This window comes from Pseudomonas sp. MAG733B (assembly GCF_036884845.1).
Lineage (GTDB): Bacteria > Pseudomonadota > Gammaproteobacteria > Pseudomonadales > Pseudomonadaceae > Aquipseudomonas.
In genome coordinates, this window is the sequence record NZ_CP145732.1 from 4,049,409 (window position 1) to 4,074,201 (window position 24,793).

Here is a 24,793-nt window from a genome sequence, read left to right on the forward strand (position 1 = left end):
CCACCGTTTCATTGCTACTGCGCAGTTGCCGGAACTACGAAATTATCGATTACGCGCCCCACCGGCGTTCCGTTTTTATCGAGCGCATACCATTTGCCGTTATCCAGAGTGGCCATGATTTGGGTACTATTTACCCGCCCCATGACACCGACGATCCTGGACTGACGAGATAACCTGGCAGCCGCTTCAGCGGCGAATCCTCCAAAGTATCCCCTCAGTCGATCCACGCATGTTTGTAAACGGCTAATCCCCGATTCTGTTAAAGCAAATACGCCAGTCGTCAACATTTTACCGAAGGAAGTGATAGCTCTTCCTCCACCCGCGATCATATCCACGACACCATCCAGTGGATTGATCATGGAAACGAAGGTTGTTCCGGTGATTTTGAAGGCTTCAAACGCCTTGACGCTGACGGGTCTGACAGGCCTCAACACACTGGAAATTTTTCCCACGCCACCTCCCAGGGCATTCAACCCTGAAACAAGGTCCGTGAAGCAACCAAAAGCGCCATTGATGAACCCCATACGTTTCCCGGAATTCAGGTCATCAACGCAACCTACAAACGGAATAAGCTGGACCAAAAAATTTTTGACTTTTTCCCAGTACGCACGATTTTCTTCTGCGCTGGTTTGCCCTTTTGCTTTTTTGAAAAGAAACTCTTCATACCCCTGTAAAAAGTTATCGCTCACGATGCGTTTGGCGATATCTCCGGTTTTGGCCGAGAAGTAACTATCGGGCACGTTCGCCGTTTGCTCGGCAGATACGTCCTTGGCGGGAATGGTTTCTCCCAACTGTTCGATGATCAGTTTTTTGGACGTGGCGCCGGCTTTCGGTTCTGCTCCTTCAGAATAGGCGGAGAAATCAAACGGCAGTTCAGTTCCACGCTGTATGGGAAATCTACCTGCGGGACCTCTGCCACTGACTTTTACCTTTATTGTTTTAATCTCACCATCGAGTGGCAAGTCATGGGGTAAATCCGTGCGTTTGATTATGGTCATCCGCCCCGGAAATACCTCGTAGTAACTAACCTGCTGATTATATTCGCAGCGTAAAAGCACCCCTTGATGCCCACGCATCGCCGCCTGATCCTCCGCTGTTTCGTCTTCCTTGAGCTTTCCGGTTTCCTCGCGCAACGTGAACAACCTGATCTCGCCAAGTTCAATGCTCTGGCGCTCGTCCAACGGTAACGCTGCGATCATGGATTTTGTTGCACACAAAAAACTGGCAGTGTCCGACTCGAAATGCCTTTTGACTGACTCAGTTAACAATTTGTCAAGGTCAGGCAACTTTATTCGAAACCAGTCGAAGGTATGGCGCCCCATCGAAATATTGGACATCTGCCAACCCGCGCTAGACAAATCTCCATCTATATATGCCTCTACGAATGACTTTTCGGTACTTCCACCGCTAACCTTTATATCTTCGATCGGCACACTGACATACGGGCCGTAAAGTTTATTAAGTTCTTTTATCGCAATTTCATTTCGCGTCACAAGATCGCGTTTGAAACCTTCAATAGCCTGGGCCATTTCCTTGCGCTGAGTCGAAAATTTGCTCGCTGCGATGTAATAGTCGTCAGAAGAATAGGAGGCGCGTTGAGGGATAATCCCGTTCATGACTCCCCATATCATCAGGATATCAACGGCGAGGGTCTTGAACAGCATTTGCTGCTCAGGGGTATGGGGCGTAAGAAGTGCGAGGTCCATCAACTGGGACATCGTCATTGCTCGCGAGCACCCGGGTTTCTGAGTCTCGGCAATCGCGACGCCCAAGCGCAAAGTCATCCAGCCAGCGGTGCCTACCTGCACCCCTTTGGCGATATCGTATGCCAGAAATTCTGGTGCGGCATCCACTAGAAACAGATGGGCAATCAGTGGCGCAGTGCGTTCGCTGACACCTTTATGTTGCACCAGATACCGTTCAATTTCCGTCAGCACTTCATTGACATCACGTCCCAGGTTTTTCGGCTGATAGACGTCATAACCTACGACCGTTCCGGGCTTGCCAGAGGCATCGGGATCGACGGCCAACTTGATTGCAGCCAGCAAAATCTGTTGCTTGATTTCAACCGAGGCCGTTTGCCCTTCCAATGCACCATACCAACCAAGCTCCCTGAGCATTTGCTGCGCCCAGGAATTCGATTGTTCTGATGCCAACATGTCTTCCAATATGGATTCAGCATTATCACGCCGATATTCAACGGGACGGTCGAGTTCGGAGGCATTACACAGCCCGTCAATAATTGATGCTGCACCATTTAATAGTTTTCGGGAAACCCCAATGATTGTCGTTCTTTCAACCGTTGTCAGTGTCGCCGATGATGGAGTGAGAGCCAACAACCCTGCGCCGAAATCGCCCAGAGGCATGGATGTTGGCAACGAAGTTTGCAGCCATCGAATAACATTGCGCACTTCTCCCGCCGTCTTTGGAGATCCAAAACCTCTGAAGTTCACTGTCTGCTGCAGATCAAAAGATAACGTTGAATAGAGCGCATTCCCCGTGTCCTTGACCTGTTGCAATAGCATGTTGAATGGCGCCAGCAAATGACTGTCTGCACTGACGGAATTCGTTATGTCGTACCACAGGGCGGGTGGCATCAGGACCTGAATTCTACTTTCGCTAATTCTCACTGGTGCGGCAGCACAATCGATTTCAAGACGTTGACAGAGTGAGATCATGCCCGGCAGTGCTATAAACTCATGCAAGTGACCAACGATGCTTTTGCATTTTTCATCCAGAGGTGAGCCGTTGGCGACTCTGCTGAACAGGCTGGACAACGAAACCGGCGCGTTATCTGCGAGATTTTTCACGCTTTGTTCAAGCTCATAACTCAACTGCGCACGGGTTTTTTCCTCATGGATCAGCGCCTTGGCCTTATTTAACAGTTCGTCATTTTTGATCGTATCGAACGCCGGCCAACCCTCTGCGCTTAAACGACGGACAAGTTCCGTCGCCTCCTCGGTCGAGGTCGGCGAAGTCTCCCCGTAGAACTGGATGATCACATCGCGATAAACAAGTTCAGGGCCTTCATTCGTATAAACAAGTCCGATGTCTCCAGGATCAAGTAATTGTCTGGCGATCAGAACTTGCGCTGATACCTGCCACCACCCGGAGTCATCCCATATGGAAAAGCTTTCGTCGCTGCTGACACCATCACGGATGACCTTTCCAGAAACTCTATCCGCAAAAACTTTCAATGTATTAAGGGCCAAACCCTTGGATTCAAACCATTCCAATACCTTTGGGTCGTTCATCGCGTCCCGGAAAAGGCTCGCGGGTTTGCGGATCGAACTGTCGGTAGAAACAGGCATCGGCGTATTTCCAGCCGAGGTCAGTTCCTTCACCACTCGCGCTTGCAGGGTTCGATCCGCGTGCAACGTGATGTCTGCATCGCTCATGGCATCGAGCACCCATTCGGCACTATCGAGCGCGCTATCGGTACGTTGGGAGTTTGCGGATACGTCTTCGGTCTCGACAAAAGGGTTCCCATCGATGTCCACGTCCATTCTTGATATTTGCAGACGAGCGTAGTGAACCCGAGCAATGGACTCGTCGACCAGTTCCGCGACCGTGATGTCTGGATCCGATGGCGCTGGCTGTTGCATAAGGGACTTAACGTCCGCTACCAACATGGGATCGTCATGAGGGTTCGTATAACCGGAAGCCTCACGTCGTGCCCTGACCGATTGTACGAATGTCGGCATTGCGTCCAGGGTCAATTGCACTTCATCGATAATTTGTTGGCGTAACCCGGGATCCGCCTCGGCGGCAAAATGAGCCTGGTTGCCTGCCCCCTCGTAGGGAAACCAGCGGCTGTAAAATTCATTCAACGCTGCGTGAATGGCTGCGAACGCCAGTGTTGCAGATGCGTTCGGGTGTTGCCGGGTGAGATGGGTAACCCCGGCCAGCATCGTCACTCCCATTGATCCCAAATGGGCGGCTGACGAACGTAGCCATGCTCCAAGGCTGGCCCCCAACGCTGTGAAATGGCTGTCAGCGTTAGTTTCGGTCGTTTCTGCATAGGGATTATCCAGGGAGCCAAAGGACGAACCTGGCGTCCTTTGAAACGGAGTTCGTACGTTCAGTCCTTCCATTGTCTCGGCAATCTGACTAAGTAATTGCAGAGGTTCTTGCAAATCAAATGCCTGGGTGGGCCTCCATCCAGTCAGGGCGTTAATGACTTTTGTTAACAGCGCATCCGCCTGCCGGGCCATCTCCAAAGCTTGCTCAACACTCGCAAAGGGAACCACCGATTTGCGTTCAACACCGGGTTCAGGAGGGGTATCGGGGTTAACAGGAACATCTTTGACGATGAACGGTTTCGAAGGTTTTTCCGGCAACAACATGATGGATTTGGGATGAGGTTTTTCTGGATACGCATGAAAATTCGAAACATTAACTATCTGGAGTAAATACGCTGCCTGGGCCACTAACCCTTTCGGAACACGATTGGCGTTGATGGTTACAGGGTGGAAGTCGGATTTGCGCTCTATTTCCTCAAGAATCGCCAGCAGTGGGAAGTGCCCGTTGCTTGTGCCTTCTCGGTGTCGTGAAGTCGGCGCAAGAAACTCGAACATCGCCGTCTCTTCCTCACGACTACATAGTTGTACTGCCGGATCGGTTTTGTCCTTGATGCACTCAATGAGCTCGCGGACCTGGCTTGCGTACTCGCCAGGCGCCGTTTCTTCTGAGCGATACTCATCTATGACCTGCAAGCATTTTCCCAGCAGAAGTTGCGTGGCAGCGGACGATGGCCTGAGCGCTGGAATATCCTCCAGGTCCATCCACGGCATATTGGGATCTGCCTGCTCCAAACGCTCATTCATCCATACCGGACGTTGCTCCAGCACCTCGCAGAGCCGCTGCCACTGCGCGTCGGTCAACAATTCACCAGAGGCGATGTTTTTATCCCTTTCCTCCCGCGATAATTGCAATTGCGCCTGTATAAAACCGGCAACGCCATGACTGCCGCTGGTTCGGGAAAAGTTGAGATGCTCGCCAAACTCGACGGCCCATTGGTCCGGGGGCAGGTGACAAATAGCCTCGAAAATTTCACCCAACCGTTGCGCAGTCATGTCGCCTTTGGGCTGGGTCGAGCGCACCATCGCCTCGAGGAAAACCTGTTCCAGGTTTTTGCCCATGTTTCTTTGCAAAATCCCACTTTTCAGAACGCTTAGCACTTCGCGCTCTGACAGGATCTGAGTAGTTAAATGCTCGTACAGCGCGCCCCAGGTTTCACTGAAAGAGTTCAGATCATCAATCAGATCGCCTTCGCGTTTGCTTCCCTTGCAATATAAGGGAATCTGCACGTCATCACAGTGCACAGACCCACTTCGGGCGTTGTCACCCAAAAAAATGAACGGTTGCGAGCTGTGACGGGTAGCTAAAATCTGCTCGGCTAACCGGGTTGGTGCCGCTGGCACCGGTGGGGAGTTAGAGGATGCTGCGGGACTGGTGGTGTTTGTGGGGCCAGATGAGACAACCATTTTTCAAATTCCTTTTTGCATGGGTGCATCACGTCAGCCTAAAAGCCTCACCCAAAAGGAAATACAAAAAAGCGCTCAATTCCTGGTTGTCCCCCACCTCCTCCCAGCAGGGCATCCCGCCTGCTTACAGAATGCGATACAGCAGCCGCTCAATCCGCACACGACTGACACGCTTGAGAAACTTGGCAACACCCGCCGGATACTCCGGCAATGTTTCCAGATCCTGATATCGCTCGATACGCAGGGTATGCTGGAAAATCTCTGCCAGTTCGGTGCGGCGTGGCCCCAGCAATTCGCCTTTCGGGTCATCGATCAACAAGGCGTTTTCCAGGTCGAGGCGAAACGCGCGCGGGTTGAGGTTGTTGCCGGTCAGCAAGGTGTAGCGCTGATCGACCCACATACCCTTGAGGTGATAGGTGTGGTCGCCGTCCTTCCACAGGTGCAGGTTCAACTGGCCGCTGTCGATGTTGCGCTGATGGCGCTTGGCGAAGCGGCGCAGGCTGATTTCGTAGAGATACGGCAGCGCAGAGATCACTTTGAACGGCTCGCTCGGCGGGATGTAGAAGTCATTGGCGGTCTTGTCGCCGACCACGATGTCGATCTTCACACCACGCGCCAGTGCCCGGTTGATTTCCCGGGTCACGGCCAACGGCAGGTTGAAGTACGGCGTGCAGATGGTCAGTTGATGCTGGGCGCTACCGATCAGCTCACCGATCACCCGGCTCAGCGGGTTGTTCTTGCCGACGCCCAGCAATGGGCTGACCGACAGACCGCTCTTGTCCGTTGAACCCTGGGTGGTGTCGTACGCGGCATGCTTGAGGCGGCTGCGCAGATCGCCGATGTCGTTGCGCAGGCTGCGCGTGGTCGGCAGGTTCGGCAAATCGAGGCGATGCACCGCTTTGGAAGCCACCAGCCCATGCTGAACCAAGTGATGCATGGAATCGGCCAGTGCACGGTTGTTCAGCAAGTGATAACGGTCGTAGCGGTACTTGTCGAACTTGTGCAGGTAGACGTTATTAAGGCTCGCACCGCTGTAGATCACGCAGTCATCGATGACAAAACCCTTCAAATGCAACACGCCGAACAGCTCGCGGGTCTGCACCGGCACGCCATACACCGGCACTTCACTTTCGTGGGTACGGGTCATCTCCTGATACCAGGCCGAGTTGCCCGGCTGCTTGCCGGCACCGATCAAACCGCGCTGGGCGCGCAACCAGTCAACGACCACCACCACGTCCAGTTGCGGACGCGCCAGTTTGGCCGCGTGCAAGGCATCGAGAATTTCCTGGCCAGCCTCGTCCTGTTGCAGGTACAGCGCGACGATATAGATGCGCTGGGTGGCGCTGGCGATTTTTTCCAGCAGGCAACGACGGAACTCGGCAGCGCCGGAGAGGATGGTGACGGCATCGGCGGTCAGCGGAAAACTGCGCAGTTTTGGCAGCAGGGAGCGTTTGAAAAGCGACGGCATAGGGCTCGCAATGGGTCGAATCCAGAGAGTTTGAGAGCTTACACCATGGATCGGTTCGGGTCTTGTTACTGTCTGTAAAGGCCCCACCGCCAGCAGGTTGGCTGTGCTCCCACATTTGCTTTGTGTATCCGCCTCAAGATTGTGTCGTGCCTGCTATCATGCGCGACACCCCATCGTACAGGACCGCGTCGCCCCCCATGGATTACCGCAAACCCTCCGACCGCAAAAGCATGCACTCGCGCATCGTCCAGGAACTGGGCATGCAGATCGTCTCCGGACGTTTCCTGCCGGACGACAAACTGCCCGCCGAAGCCCTGCTGTGTGAGGAATATGCCGTCAGCCGGCCGGTATTGCGTGAAGCCACGCGGGTTCTGGTCGCCAAGGGCCTGGTGTACTCCCGCCCGCGGGTCGGCACCGTGGTCAAGCCGCGTCGGGAATGGCACATGCTCGACCCGGACGTGCTGCACTGGCTGATGCAAAGCAGCCCGCAGAATGAATTCTTCAGCCTGTTGACGAGCGTACGCAGCATCATCGAACCGGCGGCCGCCGCCCTCGCCGCGCAATTTGCCACCGACGACGACATCGTCTCCATCGGCGAAGCCTACCAACGCATGGAAGCCGCACCGACGCCGGAAGCCTTGCTGCAACCGGACCTCGACTTCCACAGCCGCATCGCCGATGCGACCCACAACGACTTGCTGGCCAACCTGTGCAACATGCTTTCGGTGGCCATCGCCGAAGCCTTGAAGCATTCCAACCAGCGACCGAACCTGCATGAACTGGCCTTGCCGCGGCACAAGGCAATCCTCACTGCCATCGAGAACCGCGATGCCCTTGGCGCGCGGCATGCGACGCTGGTGCAACTCGATGATGCGCGCAGTGCGTTGAATGTGGTGCTGGGTAGCGATCCTGCCTGACCACGTCAGCCCGGTAGCAGTTCGTCGATGTGTCGATAGTCGGACTGCAACTGCGCCGCCAACATCTTGCTGCGTCCGAGTCGAATCGGGCCGCGTTCGATATCGATCAGCAGCCCCGGACACTCAAGTGCGGGCAACGCCTGCCAGTCCTTCAACCGACCATCAGTGAGCAACAGTAGCCGTTGCTGCTCCGCCGGAAAACGCTTTTGCCGCACAGTGAGCCAGCGCCCCGCTTCGCCCAGCGCTGACAGCAACGGCGTGCCGCCACCCGCGCCGAGGCCATCGAGCCAATGGCGCAAACCGCTGGACGCTTTCAACCCTTGGACCTGCCACTTCGGCACATGCCCGCTGGCCGTGAGCAAAGCGAGGCGCGCGCGTTGCCGATAGGCGTCATCGAACAGCTGCGCAAGCAAACCCTTGGCATCACTCAACGCCTGATGCCGGCGGGTCGACGCCGAGGCATCGGCGATCACCAGCCACAGCTCATGGGGCGAACGGGTACGCAGATGGAACAGCAGCTCTGAGCGCTGACGCGGCCGGCCGTTGAGCAGCGTGCCAGGCCAGTTGACCGTGCCGTTGCGGGCGGCGTGACGCTTGCCTTGTTTGCCGTGATCCAGCCGTCCGGCACGGGGTCTGGCATTCGCCCCCGCGTCAGATCGAGGGCGAATGCCTAGGGCTTTTTTGGCCAGCTCGGCACTTCACGTCGGGCGCCGATCGGCAGTGCTTGAGCAGGCATTTCGCCCCACTGGCCCTGACCTTCGCTCGGGTTGGTGTTTTGCGGAGCCGTCTGTTGCGGCGCTTGCAAGGATTGCTGCGCGGGCGATATGTGTTCGCGACGGCGATGGCGCAAGGCGAACTCGGCAACGGCGTCGATATCTTCCTCGGCAATGTTGCTCGCCCCGCGCCAGGCAGCGTGGGCACGTGCGGCACGCAGCCAGACCAGATCCGCACGCAAGCCATCGACCCCGGCAGCAAAACAGCGCTCGGTGATTTGCGCCAGCGCTGCATCGTCGAGGGGAATCGTCGCTAAAGCGCTGCGCGCCTTCTGGCATCGCTCGCGCAGGTTCGCTTGCTGGCTCTCCCACTCGGCACAGAAGCCTTGAGGATCATTGTCGAAATCCAGGCGTCGACGGATGATCTGGCCGCGCTCGGCAGGTTGAGTGTGACCGCTGAGCGCGACGTTCAGGCCGAAACGGTCGAGCAGTTGTGGACGCAACTCGCCCTCTTCCGGGTTCATGGTGCCGATCAACACGAACTTCGCGGAATGCCGATGGGAAATGCCATCGCGCTCCACCAGATTGGTGCCGCTGGCGGCGACGTCGAGCAGTAGATCGACCAAGTGGTCGGGCAGCAGATTGACTTCGTCAACGTAGAGCACGCCGCCGTCAGCCTTGGCCAACACACCGGGAGAAAACTGTGCACGACCTTCGCTCAGGGCCGCATCCAGGTCGAGGGTGCCGACCAGACGCTCTTCGGTCGCGCCCAAGGGCAAGGTAACGAATTGACCGCTGGCAAGCAGGTCCGCCAGGCCTCGGGCCAGGGTCGACTTGGCCATGCCGCGCGGGCCTTCGATCAGCACGCCGCCGATCTTCGGGTCGATGGCGGTCAGGTACAGCGCGAGCTTCAAATCGTCGGCGCCGACCACGGCGGAGAGCGGGAAATGCGGGGTGTCGGTCATTGTTCTATCTCAGTCATGGTCGGTGATGTCATGAACGGCGATGCCGTCAGCCATCTTCTTCTATATCCAATAGCAGGTTTTCCAGCGCCTCTCGGTACTCGCCCGGCTCTTTCCACATTCCGCGCTGTTGCGCTTCGAGCATGCGCTCGGTCATATCGCGCAAGGCATGGGGATTGTGCTCGCGGACAAAATCCCGGGTGTTCGGGTCGAGCAAGTAGGCATCGGCCAGCAACGCGTACTGGTGATCGTCGATCAACTGCGTGGTGGCGTCGAAGGCGAACAGGTTGTCGACCGTCGCCGCCATTTCGAACGCGCCTTTGTAGCCGTGACGCTTGACCCCGTCGAGCCACTTCGGATTGGCTGCCCGCGAGCGAATCACCCGGTTCAGTTCTTCCTTTAGCGTGCGAATTTTAGGCAAGTCCGGCTGGCTGTGATCGCCGTGGTAGCTGGCCGCGGCTGCACCGCTGAGGCTTTCGACCGCCGCGAGCATACCGCCCTGGAACTGGTAATAGTCGTTGGAATCAAGCAAATCGTGTTCACGGTTATCCTGATTTTGCAATACGGCCTGCACCTGGCTCAGACGCTGGGCGAACTGCTCGCGGGCGGCGGTGCCTTCGTCGGAACCACCATAAGCGTAACCGCCCCAATTCAGGTAAACCTCGGCCAGATCCTCACGACTCTGCCACAGGCGACCGTCGATGGCGCCCTGCACGCCCGCGCCATAGGCACCGGGTTTGGCGCCGAAGATCCGCCAACCGGCCTGACGCTTCGCAGCTTCTTCATCGAGGCCCGATTTCAGCAACGCTTCTCGCTCGGCGCGGACCTTGGCTGCCAACGGATTGAGGTCGTCCGGCTCGTCCAATGCGGCGACGGCTTGTACGGCGGCATCAAACAAACGGATCAGATTGGCAAAGGCGTCGCGGAAAAAACCCGAGACTCGCAACGTGACATCTACTCGCGGGCGGTCGAGCAGGCTCAGCGGCAGAATTTCAAAGTCATCAACCCGCTGACTGCCGGTGGCCCACACCGGACGCACGCCCATCAACGCCATGGCCTGAGCGATGTCATCGCCGCCGGTGCGCATGGTCGCCGTGCCCCAGACCGACAGGCCGAGCTGGCGCAAATGATCGCCGTGATCCTGCAAGTGCCGTTCAAGAATCAGGTTGGCCGACTGGAAACCGATGCGCCATGCGGTGGTGGTCGGCAGGTTACGCACGTCCACCGAATAGAAATTGCGCCCGGTCGGCAGCACGTCCAGACGACCACGACTCGGCGCGCCGCTGGGGCCGGCCGGGACGAAACGACCGTTCAGGGCGTCGAGCAGGCCGCGCATTTCGGCTGGGCCGCAGGCATCGAGGCGCGGTGCAACGATGTCGCACAGGCTGTCGAGGATGGCCGCCACTTCAGCGCAATCTGCCCCTTGTGGGAGCGGGCTTGCTCGCGAATCGGTTGATCCTTCAACATTTATGTCGATTGACCCACCGTTTTCGCGAGCAAGCCCGCTCCCACAGGGGTCCCCCAACACTCGTGAGATCAGTTGTGCGGCGAACAGCTCAAGGCGTTCTCGGGTATCGCCCGCCGTACGCCAAACCTCATCACTGACCATTAACAAGGCGTCTGGACGCGGCCCACTCCACGGCTCGGCCAACGCACAATCCAGCGGATCGAACCCCAGTGCAAACGCCTTGGCCAACGCGCGCAGCAAACTCGATTGCGCCCCGCGCCCATCGCCGCGCGGAATACGCAGCAGCGCGAGCAAGGTATCGATGCGCAAGCGACCGACCGGCGACTCGCCAAACACATGCAAGCCGTCGCGAATCTGCGACTCCTTCAAGTCGCACAGGTAAGTGTCCAGACGCGGTAACCAGATCGCCGCATCGGCGTCGCTGTCGAGTTTTTCGTCCAGTTGCAGTTCGCGATCGATGTGCGTATCGCGCACCAGCTGCAGGATGTCGCGCTGCAACTCCCGGGCGCGGCGCGGATCGAGCAATTGCGCTTCGTAATACTCGTCGGCCAGCAGCTCAAGATTGCGCAGCGGGCCGTAGGTTTCGGCGCGGGTCAGCGGCGGCATCAGGTGATCGATGATCACTGCCTGGGTGCGGCGCTTGGCCTGGGCGCCCTCGCCCGGATCGTTGACGATGAATGGATAGATATTCGGCAACGGCCCGAGCAACGCGTCCGGCCAGCAATTCTCGGACAACCCGACACCTTTGCCCGGCAGCCATTCAAGGTTGCCGTGCTTGCCAACATGGATCACGCCGTGGGCGCCGTAGGTGTTGCGCAGCCAGAAATAAAACGCCAGATAGCCATGGGGCGGCACCAGGTCCGGGTCGTGATACACCGCGCTCGGGTCCACTTGATAACCGCGCGCCGGTTGAATGCCGACGAACGTCAGGCCAAACCTCAAGCCGGCGATCATCATCCGCCCGCTGCGGCACATCGGATCGTTTTCAGGCGCGCCCCAACGCTCCAGCACCGCGGCGCGATTGGCTTCGGGCAAGGCATTGAACATCGTCAGGTATTCATCCATTGCCAGACTCTGCTGGCACGGACGCTGGTCGAGAGTATCCAGATCGTTGCTGACACCGCCGAGCAGTTGCTGGATCAACGCGGTGCCGCTGTCCGGCAAGTCCGCCGGTAACGGGTAACCTTCGGCCTGCAATGCTCGCAGGATATTCAACGCCGCCGCCGGCGTGTCGAGCCCGACACCATTGCCGATACGACCGTCGCGGGTCGGATAGTTGGCGAGAATCAGCGCCACACGCTTTTCCGCGTTGGGCAGACGCGCCAGATCGATCCAGCGCCGCGCCAGTTCGGCGACAAAATCCATGCGCTCCGGTTGTGGCCGATAACAGACCACATCGGACTGACTGCGCTCGCTGCGCCAGGCCAGATCCTTGAAGCTGATCGGTCGGCTGATGATCCGCCCGTCCAGTTCCGGCAGCGCAATGTGCATCGCCAGATCACGCGGGCCGAGGCCTTGTTCGCTGGCGCGCCAACCCGGTTCGTTATCCTGGGCGCAAATCGCCTGGATCACCGGAATATTGCGGCGAAACGGTCGCAAATGCGGCGCTTCGGGACTGGATTGGGCAAAACCGGTGGTATTCAGAATCACCCCGGCCTCGACTTCATCCAGCCAATCCTCGACCACCGACAGGCAGCCGGGCTCTTTCAAACTGGCCAGCGCGATCGGCAACGGGTTCAACCCCGCCGCTTGCAAGCGCTGGCAGAAAACATCGATGAATCCGGTATTCGCCGCCTGCAAGTGCGAGCGGTAAAACAATACCGCCGCCACCGGCTGACCGGCCTGCCAGTCGGCTTGCCAATCCTGCAGTGTTGCGGGGCTTTTATGGGGATGGTAAATCGCCGTGCGTGGCAGGGTTTGCGGCTCGGTCCAAGCGTAATCCCGCGCCAGGCAACGGTTGGCCAGACAGCGGAAGAAATCCAGAGCGTTGCCCATGCCGCCTTGACGCAGATACTGCCAGAGCCGGTCGCGATCATCGACGCCGACGGTGCTCAAGTCACTGAGTTCCGGGTCGGGACGGTCATCGCCCGGCACCAGAATCAGTTGCACGCCCCGTTGCGACAACTCCACCAACCGCTCGACGCCATAGCGCCAATAGGCAATGCCGCCGTGCAGCGAAATCAGAATGACCTTGGCGTGACGCAAGACCTCATCGACATAGAGATCGACCGAGGCATGGTTCTGCACCTGCATCGGATTGGCCAGACGCACGCTCGGGTAATCGTCGGGCAACTGCTGTGCCGCTTCGGCGAGCAGCGCCAGGCTGGAATCGCCGCTGCACAGGATCACCAGCTCGGCAGGGGTTTGGCCAAGGTCGGCGATGTTGTCATCCGACACGAAACCGCCGGGCTGGGTCCTGAGCAGGTGCATGGTTTACACGCTGAGCGCAGCGCGCAATTGCGCTTCGAGCAGTGCCGCGTCCAGTGCCTGGCCGATCAACACCAGACGGGTGACGCGCGACTCTTCGGCGCCCCACTGACGGTCGAAGTGTTTGTCGAAACGCGTACCCACGCCCTGGATCAGCAGACGCATCGGCTTGTTCGGGATGGCGGCGAAACCTTTCACGCGCAGGATGCCGTGCTGCACCACCAGTTGGGTCAACGCGTCCATCAGCAGGCTTTCGTCGGCTTGCGGCAGTTCGATGGAGATCGAATCGAAAGCATCGTGGTCGTGGTCATCGTGATCGTCATCACCGTCGTGGTGGTGATCGTGGTGACTGTGACGGCTGTCGATGTGCTCTTCGGAACCGGCGCCAAGGCCGATCAGCACGTCCAGTGGCAGGCGACCGCTGCTGGCTTCGATGACTTTCACCGCTGGCGGCAATTCTTCAGCCACTTCCAGGCGCACGCGGGCCAGGTCTTCCGGGCTGATCAGGTCGGCCTTGTTGAGGATCACCAGGTCGGCGCTGGACAGTTGGTCGGCGAACAATTCGTGCAGCGGCGATTCGTGGTCCAGGTTCGGATCAAGTTTGCGCTGGGCATCGACCTGATCCGGGAACGCGGCGAAAGTGCCGGCGGCCACGGCCGGGCTGTCGACCACGGTGATGACTGCGTCGACGGTGCAGGCACTGCGGATTTCCGGCCACTGGAAGGCTTGCACCAGCGGTTTCGGCAGAGCCAAACCGGATGTTTCGATCAAGATGTGGTCGAGATCGCCACGACGGGCGACCAGTTCGCGCATTACCGGGAAGAATTCTTCCTGGACGGTGCAGCACAGGCAGCCGTTGGCCAGTTCATAGACGCGGCCATTGGCCTCTTCTTCGGTGCAACCGATGGAGCACTGCTTGAGGATTTCACCGTCGATGCCCAGCTCGCCGAACTCGTTGACGATCACCGCGATGCGGCGGCCCTGAGCGTTGTCGAGCATGTGCCGCAGCAAGGTGGTTTTGCCCGAGCCGAGGAAGCCGGTAACGATGGTGACGGGGAGTTTGGCCAGTGTTTTCATCGGATGCCCTTTGGCAAGGTGGCGGGCATACGGGACGAGTACCGGCAACGCACATGCGCGCCGGAAGCGTTCGCCACCGGATCACCCCGCCCGGTTGTAGTGAGAATCTGTATCGAGGCAGGTCTCCTGGCTGACGGTGTGCCAGTCGCTTGACTGGCGTTTGCTGCGCCTTCCCGCGGGCTCAAGGGTTGAGCGTGCAGTGGCGTGGCAGCGAACATCACCGTTCACAGTTGCGGGGGCAGCCGCGGCATTGACCGCGTTCCCTTCTTAGCTTCGACAAACGCCGAAGAACCTCGAAAGCGCAAGGCTACGCATGGTATTGGGGCGGGTCAATGTTCAAGCGGAGAATGCGATCATCTGTGGCGAGGGAGCTTGCTCCCGCTCGGCGGCGAAGCCGTCGTGAAACCGAGCGCCGCGTTTCTACAGGAAGAACACATGAATCCGATTGCGACCGCTTCGCGCTCGAGCGGGAGCAAGCTCCCTCGCCACAGAAGCTCAAACGAGAACCCTTGCCAATTGACGTCCAACCCTCGCCCATGCTCTCCTACACGCCTTGTTACGGGTGCCCTTCACAGGGTGAAACGGGAAACCGGTGAATCATGTGCTTTACTCAAAGCCATGTCAGTCCGGTGCTGCCCCCGCAACGGTAAGCGAGCGAAGCGTCGAATCCACTGTGCCGATCAGGCATGGGAAGGTGATGCTTGCAGGATCAGGCAGACGCCTGCGCCCCTCGTGAGCCCGGAGACCGGCCCGCAACACAAAGTGAAAACACAATCACTGAATGACAAACCCGCGGTGGGCGGGCGCTGTTCGAATCTCTGCGCGCCCGGTCGTGCGGAGGCTCTGCATGCGCTTTTGATTCCCCGCTGACAGACCAGAGGGAAACGCCATGTCGATCATCAGCAGCACCGGCCACAGCAGCTCTTCCAGCGCCACCACAACCTTGACTCAACGCCTGACCGCCGCCGTTTGTGCGTCGATCCTTGGCGCGTGCCTGGTGTATTTCGCCGGTTTCTCGCACATCGAAGCGGTGCACAACGCCGCGCACGATACCCGCCACAGCTCTGCATTCCCGTGCCATTGAGACCTGCCGACATGATCAAGCGTATTGCGCAAACCGCAGGTTTCACCGGGCTGCTCGCCGCCCTGCTGCTCACCCTGCTGCAAAGCTTCTGGGTCTCCCCGCTGATTTTGCAGGCCGAAACCTACGAGAAATCCGAACCGGCCGCTCTTGAAGTCCACGAACATACCCACGCCGAGGGCGCTGTCGCCGCTCACACCCACGATGCCGAAGCCTGGGAGCCGGAAGACGGCTGGCAGCGCGTGCTGTCGACCACTGGCGGCAATCTGGTGGTGGCTGTCGGTTTCGCCCTGATGCTCGCTGGCCTCTACACCCTGCGCGCACCGACCAAAACTTCTCAGGGCCTGCTCTGGGGCCTGGCCGGTTACGCGACCTTCGTACTGGCGCCAACCCTCGGCCTGCCGCCTGAACTGCCAGGCACCGCTGCCGCCGATCTGGCACAACGACAGATCTGGTGGATCGGCACTGCCGCGTCCACCGCTGTCGGCATCGCCCTGATCGTGTTCAGCCGCCACTGGCTGATGAAAATCCTTGGCGCAGCAATCATCGCCGTTCCTCATGTGATTGGCGCACCGCAACCGGAAGTGCATTCGATGCTCGCGCCGGAAGCACTGGAAGCCCAATTCAAAATCGCTTCGCAGCTGACCAACGTGGCGTTCTGGCTGGCCCTGGGCCTGATCAGCGCCTGGTTGTTCCGCCGCAAAAGCGATGGTCAATACCACGCATGACTGATGTCAGCGCAGCGCCGACCTTGGTGGTCGGCCTGGGCTGCCAGCGCGGCTGCCCCCTCAATACGTTGCGGGCGCTGCTGGATCAGGCGTTACAAGCGCATCAAATCGGGCTGCATCAAATCAAGGCCCTGGCCAGTATCGACTTGAAGCGTGATGAACCGGCGCTGATCGAGTTGGCTGAACAACTGGCGCTGCCGCTGATGTATTTCAGCAGCGAACAACTGGCCGGTTATCAGCCTCAACTGAGTCACCATTCCGAGATCGCATTCGAGCGCACCGGCTGCTATGGCGTGGCGGAAAGCGCCGCCCTGGCCTTGGCCGAACAACTGGCCAACGCACCGGCCAAGCTTTTGATCCCGCGACAAAAATACGCCCAGGCCACCCTGGCATTGGCCAGCGCTGCATAAAATCCCCGATAATCCACGCATTCGATCATGAGCAATCTTCATCTGAAGCCTTGCGCAGCCCCTTTTTCCCACAGGAACCGACGATGACCGTCTACTTCATTGGCGCAGGTCCCGGCGACCCGGAACTGATTACCGTCAAAGGCCAGCGGCTGATTCGCAGCTGCCCGGTGATCATCTATGCCGGCTCACTGGTGCCCGCTGCGGTGCTTGAAGGCCATCACGCCGAAACGGTGGTCAACAGCGCCGAACTGCACCTGGAACAGATCATCGATTTGATCAAGACCGCCCACGCCAACGGCCAGGATGTGGCGCGGGTGCATTCCGGCGATCCGAGCCTGTATGGCGCCATCGGCGAGCAGATTCGCCACCTGCGCGAACTCGGCATCGCGTTCGAAATCATCCCCGGCGTGACCGCAACCGCAGCCTGTGCGGCGTTACTTGGAGCGGAACTGACACTGCCCGACGTGTCGCAGAGCGTGATCCTGACCCGCTATGCCGACAAAACCGCGATGCCGCCGGGCGAGGAGTTTTCCAGTCTGGCGCAGCACGGCGCGACCATGGCGATTCATTTGGGGGTTAATCACCTGACGAAGATTGTCGAGGAACTGCTGCCGCATTACGGCGCGGATTGCCCGATTGCGGTGGTTCATCGGGCGACATGGCCGGATCAGGATTGGGTGGTGGGGACGCTGGCGGATATTGCCGGGAAGGTTGAAGCCAAGGGTTTTCGTCGTACGGCGTTGATTCTGGTGGGTCGGGTGCTGGGCAGTGATCATTTCAGCGAATCGTCGCTGTATCGCGCCGGGCATGCGCATCTTTACAGACCCTGAAGCACCTGTGGCGAGGGAGCTTGCTCCCGCTGGACCGCGAAGCGGTCCCAATATCAGCTAACGCATTCATCACGGGAAAATGCATTGACTGACTTTGTGATGGCTATGCCATCAAGCGGGAGCAAGCTCCCTCGCCACAGCGCCGTTTTTTCATTTCGCAGCGAACACCTTAGTAGTAGGCGTTTTCTTTCTGCGTGTGGTCGGTCACGTCGCGCACGCCCTTGAGCTCTGGAATGCGCTCGAGCAAGGTGCGCTCGATGCCTTCCTTCAAGGTGACGTCTGCCTGGCCGCAGCCCTGGCAACCGCCGCCGAATTGCAGAACGGCGATGCCGTCTTCAACGACGTCGATCAGGCTGACCTGACCGCCGTGGCTGGCCAGCCCCGGGTTGATCTCGGTTTGCAGGTAATAGTTGATGCGCTCGTTGACCGGGCTGTCGGCGTTGACCATCGGTACTTTGGCGTTTGGCGCCTTGATGGTCAGCTGGCCGCCCATACGGTCGGTGGCGTAGTCGACAACCGCGTCGTCCAGGAACGTTTCGCTGAAGTGATCGATGTAAGCGGTGAAGCTTTTCAGCCCCAGCGCCGTGTCTTCGGGTTTTTCTTCGCCCGGCTTGCAGTAGGCAATGCAGGTTTCTGCATACTGGGTGCCAGGCTGGGTGATAAAGACGCGGATGCCGATGCCCGGGGTGTTCTGCTTGGAGAGCAGATCAGCCAGGTAATCGTGGGCGGCGTCGGTGATGGTAATAGCGGTCATGGAAACTCCTCGCAGGCTTGGGCGCAGTTTACGCCAATCATCGCCGCGGACAAAGTCCTAGTATTTTTGTCGGGAAAGAAAGCACCAATTTCCCCTGTGTGAGCGGGCTTGCTCGCGAAAGCGGTGGGTCAGTCCCATTGATGTTGCCTGACACGACGCCTTCGCGAGCAAGCCCGCTCCCACACTGGTTCGTTGGGGGTCAGAGATTCTCGTAGCGATTCATGTCCAGCACGCCCTCTTCCACTGGCTCTGTCTCGTGGATGTAGCGGCTCAGATCATGAAAATACTGCCAGAACTGCGGATGACTGCGGCGGATCCCCCAACGTTCGACGATTTTCTCGAAACGGTTGGCGTCCTTGGCATTTTCCATCGCATCCACAAACGCCGGAACCTGATCAGCCGGGATGTTGAACATGAAGTTCGGGTAACTGCTGAGTACGCCGGGGAAAATAGTCAGAGTGTCCAGCCCCGGCTGATAACGCAGCGATTCGCCGAGCAGGAAAGCCACGTTGCTGTGCGCGCGGTTGCGCAGCAGGCTGTAGATCACACGCTGACCGTTCGCGGTTTCGATGCGCAGCATCGTTGCTTCCGGCAATTGATCGATGACTTTCAGCCCGGCAGCCGGTCGCGCCGTGAGCGTGCTCAAGGCTTGCTCGGCATTTTGCAGGTCTGGGTCGATGTTCGGCCGCGAACAGTAGGCGCCGTCACAACGATTGATCGGATCTGGCTTGGCATTGAGCTCGCCGTAACGCGCCAGCAACTGCATGGCGAAATCGCGTTTGGGGTCCTTCCCGTCCAGTTTCAGCGCGGTCGGCTTGTCGTCGTCGATGGCTTCATAGTCCATCCACATCTTGAATTTGCCGCCACTCTGGTACCAGTCATTGAGGTAATCGTCCCGCGAATCGGCAGGCATGAGGCGCAGGAAATTCTGCTCGGCACCATTGCGGATCAGGTCGAAATACAGACGTGTCTGGGCTTGATGGGAGACGTTGCCGAACACGTCGAAATTCACCGCCAGCTGATAATACGTGCGCTCCAGCAAGGGGTAATCGAACAGCCACATGGTCTGCGGCACCTCGCCGATCAAGCCTTTGGTCACGGCGGCGCTGTCGAAATGCCGGAAGATGCTCAGCAGGGCATTGTCGTTTCCGGCCCACAACGTCGACCAGCTCGGTGCCGGCTCGTCGGCGTAGCTGTCCCGGCGCAAGGCCTCGTATTCGTTACGTTTGTCGCGGTAGTCGTGCCAAAGGGTCAGGACGCTGCCGACATCATCGTTCTGCCCCGGCATCGCCAGCAGCGGCGTGGCCTGGCCGCGATAGTTCGGGTCGGTGATGTAGAGGTCGTGTTCGGGCGCCTGGAACATTGCCCAGAAGTTGTCGCGGATCACGTCCGTGGCGATCTGCCCCCGACACACCGGGCCACGAATAAAGGTGCGCACGAAGTATTCGGCGTTATCGAGCATGAACTGGTAGCGTGCCTGGGCCGGGATCGCCTCGAACGTGGAAAACGGATTGGCCCGGCGTTCAGGCCCATAACCCGGCAACGCGCTGACCTGCCAATTGCCGCTGTAGAACAGGCTTTTGACCCGGGCCATTTTCGCCGCGCTCAGCGGATAGGTGATGTGGGTCTTGTGCACGATCACACCCTGCACCGGCCACAAGCGGTAATAGAACTGCACGCCCGGATCGTCGTTCGGGCGACGGGTATTGATCACGTCGATGGGCTGGCCGGTCGGCGTGCGCGAACGCACCCACTGGAAGAAATGCCCCGGTTCGCCGTCCTTGAAATAGATATGCGCGAGAAACCAGTGCTCGAACAGCCAGCGCCCCACCAGGCTTTGCCGGGCACCCGGCGCGTTGAGCAGATTCTCCCACTGCACCACCTGCAACGCTTCTTGTGCGCTCGGCACCAGGCCTTGCTCGTCGATCGGCGCGCCAGAGGCCAGCCAGCGTTGCAGCGTCTGGTATTGCTGATCGGTCAGGCCGGTGACCGCCAGCGGCATACCTTCCTTCGGATGGGCACTGGCGTAGCCGTCGAACTCGGCGGGCATGGCACACATGTTGTTGCGGTTCAGGCCCAGGACGATGTCTTCGGGAAGCTTGGCGTTAGGCTGCAACGGTACGCTGTGGCCCAGTTCAAGCATTCGCGCCATCAGTGCAGCCTGGCTGCCTTGGGCGTCGAGTACCGAATAGAAGCCTTTTTGCTGCCAGGCCCGCTTGCCCGAAGCGTCATAAAACAACCGGGTCGGTGCAACGGCCTGACTGCGGTCGCCGTCATACACCGGGACTTTCGTTGCGCCACGTGCCGCACCTTCGCCGCTGCCCAGATTGAGCTGACAGGCGGCGTCGTTGCAGGCATGGCAGGCCACACACTTTTCGGTGAAGATCGGCTGAATATCGCGGGTGTAGGAGATTGCAGGGGAAATCGCCGGACTTTGCGCGACCGCGCCCCAGCTTAAAAACATCAACACACTGCTGATGACGACGCGATACGACATGTCCCTGGTCCCGATCCTTTGAAAAACGCCGCGATTCTACCGGTCTGATGCTCGTACCAACATGAGCGATATTCATGCAAAACCCGAACATGCTCTAAAAGCGCACAGGTTTGCTATTATCTCGGCCCTTCGTCATGGCCTTACCGAGTAGTCCAAATGTCCGATCGCAGCGTTCGCCTTCAAGCTCTCAAGCACGCCCTTAAAGAGCGCATCCTGATTCTCGATGGCGGCATGGGCACGATGATCCAGAGCTACAAGCTCGAAGAGCAGGATTACCGTGGCAAACGCTTCGCCGACTGGCCGAGTGATGTCAAAGGCAACAACGACCTGTTGGTGCTGACACGCCCGGACGTGATCGGTGGCATTGAAAAGGCTTACCTGGATGCCGGCGCCGACATTCTGGAAACCAACACCTTCAACGCCACTCAGATTTCCCTCGCCGATTACGGCATGCAAAGTCTGGCGTACGAGTTAAACGTAGAAGGCGCGCGCCTTGCCCGCAAGGTCGCCGACGCCAAGACCCTGGAAACCCCGGACAAGCCGCGCTTCGTCGCCGGCGTGCTCGGTCCGACCAGCCGCACTTGCTCGTTGTCGCCCGACGTCAACAACCCTGGCTACCGCAACGTGACCTTTGATGAGTTGGTGGAGAACTACACCGAATCCACCAAGGGCCTGATCGAGGGCGGCGCCGACCTGATCCTGATCGAAACCATCTTCGACACCCTCAACGCCAAAGCCGCGATCTTCGCCGTGCAAGGCGTGTTCGAAGAACTGGGCATCGAATTGCCGATCATGATTTCGGGCACCATCACCGACGCCTCCGGTCGTACGCTGTCGGGCCAGACCACCGAAGCCTTCTGGAACTCCGTGGCCCACGCCAAACCGATTTCGGTCGGCCTGAACTGCGCCCTCGGTGCCAGCGAACTGCGTCCGTACCTGGAAGAGCTGTCGAACAAGGCCAACACCCACGTTTCCGCGCACCCGAACGCCGGCCTGCCGAACGAATTCGGCGAGTACGACGAACTGCCGTCGCAAACTGCCAAGGTCATCGAAGAATTCGCCCAAAGCGGCTTCCTCAATATCGTCGGCGGTTGCTGCGGCACCACGCCGGGCCACATCGAGGCCATCGCCAAAGCCGTGGCCGGTTATGCGCCGCGCGAGATTCCAGAAATCCCCAAGGCCTGCCGTCTTTCGGGCCTGGAACCGTTCACCATCGATCGCAACTCGCTGTTCGTCAACGTCGGCGAGCGCACCAACATCACCGGTTCCGCCAAGTTCGCCCGCCTGATCCGTGAAGACAACTACACCGAAGCCCTGGAAGTCGCCCTGCAACAGGTCGAGGCCGGCGCCCAGGTGATCGACATCAACATGGACGAAGGGATGCTCGATTCGAAGAAGGCCATGGTGACCTTCCTCAATCTGATTGCCGGCGAACCGGACATCTCCCGCGTACCGATCATGATCGACTCCTCCAAATGGGAAGTGATCGAAGCCGGCCTGAAATGCATTCAGGGCAAGGGCATCGTCAACTCGATCAGCATGAAGGAAGGCGTCGAGCAGTTCATTCATCACGCCAAACTGTGCAAACGCTACGGCGCCGCCGTGGTGGTGATGGCGTTCGACGAAGCCGGCCAGGCCGACACCGAAGCGCGCAAGAAAGAAATCTGCAAACGCTCCTACGACATTCTGGTCAACGAAGTCGGCTTCCCGCCTGAAGACATCATCTTCGACCCGAACATCTTCGCCGTGGCCACCGGCATCGAAGAACACAACAACTACGCTGTGGACTTCATCAACGCCTGTGCCTACATCCGCGATGAGCTGCCGTATGCGCTGACCTCGGGCGGCGTGTCCAACGTGTCGTTCTCGTTCCGTGGCAACAACCCGGTGCGTGAAGCGATCCACTCGGTGTTCCTGCTCTACGCGATCCGCAATGGCCTGACCATGGGTATCGTCAATGCCGGTCAATTGGAGATCTACGACCAGATCCCGGTGGAACTGCGCGACGCCGTTGAAGACGTGGTACTCAACCGCACCCCGAACGGCACCGACGCCCTCCTCGCCATCGCCGACAAGTACAAGGGCGACGGCAGCGTCAAGGAAGCCGAGACCGAAGAGTGGCGTAACTGGGACGTTAACAAGCGCCTGGAACACGCATTGGTCAAAGGCATCACCACGCACATCGTCGAAGACACCGAAGAGTCGCGTCAGTCGTTCGCCCGCCCGATCGAAGTGATCGAAGGCCCGCTGATGTCCGGCATGAACATCGTTGGCGACCTGTTCGGCGCCGGCAAGATGTTCCTGCCGCAGGTGGTGAAATCCGCCCGCGTGATGAAGCAGGCCGTGGCGCACCTGATCCCGTTCATTGAGCTGGAAAAAGGCGACAAGCCGGAAGCCAAGGGCAAGATTCTCATGGCCACGGTGAAAGGCGACGTGCACGACATTGGCAAGAACATCGTTGGCGTGGTGTTGGGCTGTAACGGCTACGACATCGTCGATCTCGGCGTGATGGTCCCGGCGGAAAAAATCCTCCAGGTGGCCAAGGAACAAAAGTGCGACATCATCGGCCTGTCCGGCCTGATTACCCCGTCGCTGGACGAAATGGTCCACGTCGCCCGCGAGATGCAGCGCCAGGATTTCCACCTGCCGCTGATGATCGGTGGCGCGACCACTTCCAAAGCGCACACGGCAGTGAAGATCGAACCCAAGTACAGCAACGATGCGGTGATCTACGTCACCGACGCCTCCCGCGCCGTGGGCGTGGCGACGCAGTTGCTGTCGAAGGAGTTGAAACCGGCTTTCGTCGAGAAAACCCGCCTGGAATACATCGACGTTCGCGAGCGCACCGCCAACCGCAGCGCCCGCACCGAACGCCTGAGCTATGCCGCGTCGATTGCGAAAAAACCGCAGTTCGACTGGAGCACCTACGAGCCGGTCAAACCAACGTTCACCGGCACCAAAGTGCTGGATAACATCGACCTGAAAGTGCTGGCCGAATACATCGACTGGACGCCATTCTTCATTTCCTGGGACCTGGCCGGCAAATTCCCGCGCATCCTTCAGGACGAAGTGGTCGGTGAAGCGGCTACCGCGTTGTACGCCGATGCCCAGGAAATGCTCGCCAAACTGATCGACGAGAAACTGATCAGCGCCCGCGCGGTGTTCGGCTTCTGGCCGGCCAACCAGGTGCGCGACGACGACATCGAGCTCTACGGCGATGACGGCAAGCCATTGGCCAAGCTGCATCACCTGCGTCAGCAGATCATCAAGACCGACGGCAAGCCGAACTTCTCCCTGGCCGACTTCGTTGCGCCGAAGGACAGCGAGCTCACCGACTACGTGGGTGGTTTCATCACCACCGCCGGCATCGGCGCCGAAGAAGTGGCCAAGGCCTATCAGGACGCTGGCGACGACTACAACTCGATCATGGTCAAGGCCCTGGCCGACCGTTTGGCCGAGGCCTGCGCCGAATGGCTGCACCAGCAAGTGCGTAAAGAGCACTGGGGCTACGCCAAGGATGAAACCCTGGACAATGAGGCGCTGATCAAAGAGCAATACAGCGGTATCCGTCCGGCCCCCGGCTACCCGGCCTGCCCGGACCACACCGAAAAAGCCCAGTTGTTCGCCCTGCTCGACCCCGAAGCCGCCGAAATGCGTGCCGGCCGCAGCGGCGTGTTCCTCACCGAACATTACGCGATGTTCCCGGCGGCGGCTGTCAGCGGTTGGTATTTCGCTCACCCGCAGGCGCAGTACTTCGCCGTGGGCAAGATCGACAAGGACCAGGTGCAGAGCTACACCTCGCGTAAAGGCCAGGAGTTGAGCCTGACCGAACGCTGGCTGGCGCCGAACCTTGGTTACGACAACTGAGATGCTATGCCAACCGCAACATTGTGGTTGGCAAAGATCTCATGTGGGAGTGAGCCTGCTCGCGATTGCGGTCTATCAGTCAACATCGATGTTGAATGTTATTCCCTC

Annotated in this window: 14 protein-coding genes and 2 riboswitches; of the genes, 6 read left to right on the forward strand and 8 right to left on the reverse strand. The window is 59.0% G+C overall.

What is annotated here, in order from left to right:
* Positions 1-14 precede the first annotated feature (14 nt).
* Together V6Z53_RS18540 and pssA are read right to left on the reverse strand one after the other, a co-directional pair.
* Positions 15-5,309: a hypothetical protein gene (locus V6Z53_RS18540; protein ID WP_338581065.1), complete on the reverse strand. Its 5,295-nt coding sequence runs from the start codon at positions 5,307-5,309 to the stop codon at positions 15-17.
* A 301-nt stretch (positions 5,310-5,610) separates the two neighbouring features.
* Complete coding sequence (pssA, locus tag V6Z53_RS18545; RefSeq protein WP_338581066.1) at positions 5,611-6,954, reverse strand: CDP-diacylglycerol--serine O-phosphatidyltransferase; 1,344 nt, start codon at positions 6,952-6,954, stop codon at positions 5,611-5,613.
* Between the two features lie 197 nt (positions 6,955-7,151).
* On the opposite strand from pssA, the gene V6Z53_RS18550 reads away from it, so the two are divergent.
* Entirely contained in the window at positions 7,152-7,871 is a 720-nt protein-coding gene (locus V6Z53_RS18550; RefSeq protein WP_338581067.1) for a FadR/GntR family transcriptional regulator, read from the forward strand.
* A 5-nt stretch (positions 7,872-7,876) separates the two neighbouring features.
* Here the strand turns inward: V6Z53_RS18550 and V6Z53_RS18555 are convergent, their stop codons facing one another.
* The 4 genes from V6Z53_RS18555 to cobW all read right to left on the reverse strand — a co-directional run bounded on the left by V6Z53_RS18555 (position 7,877) and on the right by cobW (position 14,518).
* Positions 7,877-8,422: a VWA domain-containing protein gene (locus V6Z53_RS18555; protein ID WP_338586518.1), complete on the reverse strand. Its 546-nt coding sequence runs from the start codon at positions 8,420-8,422 to the stop codon at positions 7,877-7,879.
* 119 nt (positions 8,423-8,541) lie between these two features.
* On the reverse strand, positions 8,542-9,549 hold the full coding sequence (locus V6Z53_RS18560) for an AAA family ATPase (RefSeq protein WP_338581068.1): 1,008 nt from the start codon (positions 9,547-9,549) through the stop codon (positions 8,542-8,544).
* A 46-nt stretch (positions 9,550-9,595) separates the two neighbouring features.
* Complete coding sequence (cobN, locus tag V6Z53_RS18565; protein WP_338581069.1) at positions 9,596-13,444, reverse strand: cobaltochelatase subunit CobN; 3,849 nt, start codon at positions 13,442-13,444, stop codon at positions 9,596-9,598.
* Between the two features lie 3 nt (positions 13,445-13,447).
* Positions 13,448-14,518 carry a cobalamin biosynthesis protein CobW gene (cobW, locus tag V6Z53_RS18570; protein ID WP_338581070.1) on the reverse strand — a complete coding sequence of 357 codons (1,071 nt, stop codon included), beginning with the start codon at positions 14,516-14,518 and terminating at the stop codon, positions 13,448-13,450.
* 98 nt (positions 14,519-14,616) lie between these two features.
* A riboswitch (cobalamin riboswitch) is annotated at positions 14,617-14,829 on the reverse strand.
* 232 nt (positions 14,830-15,061) lie between these two features.
* A riboswitch (cobalamin riboswitch) is annotated at positions 15,062-15,287 on the forward strand.
* A 120-nt stretch (positions 15,288-15,407) separates the two neighbouring features.
* On the opposite strand from cobW, the gene V6Z53_RS18575 reads away from it, so the two are divergent.
* From V6Z53_RS18575 to cobM, 4 genes are all read left to right on the forward strand, one after another.
* Positions 15,408-15,602, forward strand: coding sequence for a CbtB-domain containing protein (locus V6Z53_RS18575; protein ID WP_338581071.1), 195 nt, complete (start codon positions 15,408-15,410; stop codon positions 15,600-15,602).
* An 11-nt stretch (positions 15,603-15,613) separates the two neighbouring features.
* Complete coding sequence (locus V6Z53_RS18580; RefSeq protein ID WP_338581072.1) at positions 15,614-16,327, forward strand: CbtA family protein; 714 nt, start codon at positions 15,614-15,616, stop codon at positions 16,325-16,327.
* The gene (locus V6Z53_RS18585) at positions 16,324-16,737 is read left to right on the forward strand and encodes a cobalamin biosynthesis protein (protein ID WP_338581073.1); all 414 of its coding nucleotides are present in this window, start codon (positions 16,324-16,326) and stop codon (positions 16,735-16,737) included. The genes V6Z53_RS18580 and V6Z53_RS18585 overlap by 4 nt, the downstream gene beginning before the upstream one ends.
* 83 nt (positions 16,738-16,820) lie before the next feature.
* Positions 16,821-17,567 (forward strand): precorrin-4 C(11)-methyltransferase, encoded by a 747-nt coding sequence (cobM, locus tag V6Z53_RS18590; RefSeq protein WP_338581074.1) that lies wholly within the window; start codon positions 16,821-16,823, stop codon positions 17,565-17,567.
* 169 nt (positions 17,568-17,736) lie between these two features.
* Here the strand turns inward: cobM and nfuA are convergent, their stop codons facing one another.
* Positions 17,737-18,321 carry a Fe-S biogenesis protein NfuA gene (nfuA, locus tag V6Z53_RS18595; RefSeq protein WP_338581075.1) on the reverse strand — a complete coding sequence of 195 codons (585 nt, stop codon included), beginning with the start codon at positions 18,319-18,321 and terminating at the stop codon, positions 17,737-17,739.
* Positions 18,322-18,520: 199 nt separating this feature from the next.
* A complete protein-coding gene (locus tag V6Z53_RS18600) occupies positions 18,521-20,818 on the reverse strand; it encodes a fatty acid cis/trans isomerase (RefSeq protein WP_338581076.1) in 2,298 nt (765 codons plus the stop codon).
* Between the two features lie 156 nt (positions 20,819-20,974).
* Between V6Z53_RS18600 and metH the strand changes: the two genes are divergently transcribed.
* Positions 20,975-24,685 (forward strand): methionine synthase, encoded by a 3,711-nt coding sequence (metH, locus tag V6Z53_RS18605; protein WP_338581077.1) that lies wholly within the window; start codon positions 20,975-20,977, stop codon positions 24,683-24,685.
* Positions 24,686-24,793: the final 108 nt, after the last annotated feature.

Coding starts and splice junctions, on each gene's coding strand:
- pssA (WP_338581066.1), bottom strand. CDS start 6,954: ATGCCGTCGCTTTTCAAACGCTCCCTGCTGCCAAAACTGCGCAGTTTT.
- V6Z53_RS18550 (WP_338581067.1), top strand. CDS start 7,152: ATGGATTACCGCAAACCCTCCGACCGCAAAAGCATGCACTCGCGCATC.
- V6Z53_RS18560 (WP_338581068.1), bottom strand. CDS start 9,549: ATGACCGACACCCCGCATTTCCCGCTCTCCGCCGTGGTCGGCGCCGAC.
- cobN (WP_338581069.1), bottom strand. CDS start 13,444: ATGCACCTGCTCAGGACCCAGCCCGGCGGTTTCGTGTCGGATGACAAC.
- cobW (WP_338581070.1), bottom strand. CDS start 14,518: ATGAAAACACTGGCCAAACTCCCCGTCACCATCGTTACCGGCTTCCTC.
- V6Z53_RS18575 (WP_338581071.1), top strand. CDS start 15,408: ATGTCGATCATCAGCAGCACCGGCCACAGCAGCTCTTCCAGCGCCACC.
- V6Z53_RS18580 (WP_338581072.1), top strand. CDS start 15,614: ATGATCAAGCGTATTGCGCAAACCGCAGGTTTCACCGGGCTGCTCGCC.
- V6Z53_RS18585 (WP_338581073.1), top strand. CDS start 16,324: ATGACTGATGTCAGCGCAGCGCCGACCTTGGTGGTCGGCCTGGGCTGC.
- cobM (WP_338581074.1), top strand. CDS start 16,821: ATGACCGTCTACTTCATTGGCGCAGGTCCCGGCGACCCGGAACTGATT.
- nfuA (WP_338581075.1), bottom strand. CDS start 18,321: ATGACCGCTATTACCATCACCGACGCCGCCCACGATTACCTGGCTGAT.
- V6Z53_RS18600 (WP_338581076.1), bottom strand. CDS start 20,818: ATGTCGTATCGCGTCGTCATCAGCAGTGTGTTGATGTTTTTAAGCTGG.
- metH (WP_338581077.1), top strand. CDS start 20,975: ATGTCCGATCGCAGCGTTCGCCTTCAAGCTCTCAAGCACGCCCTTAAA.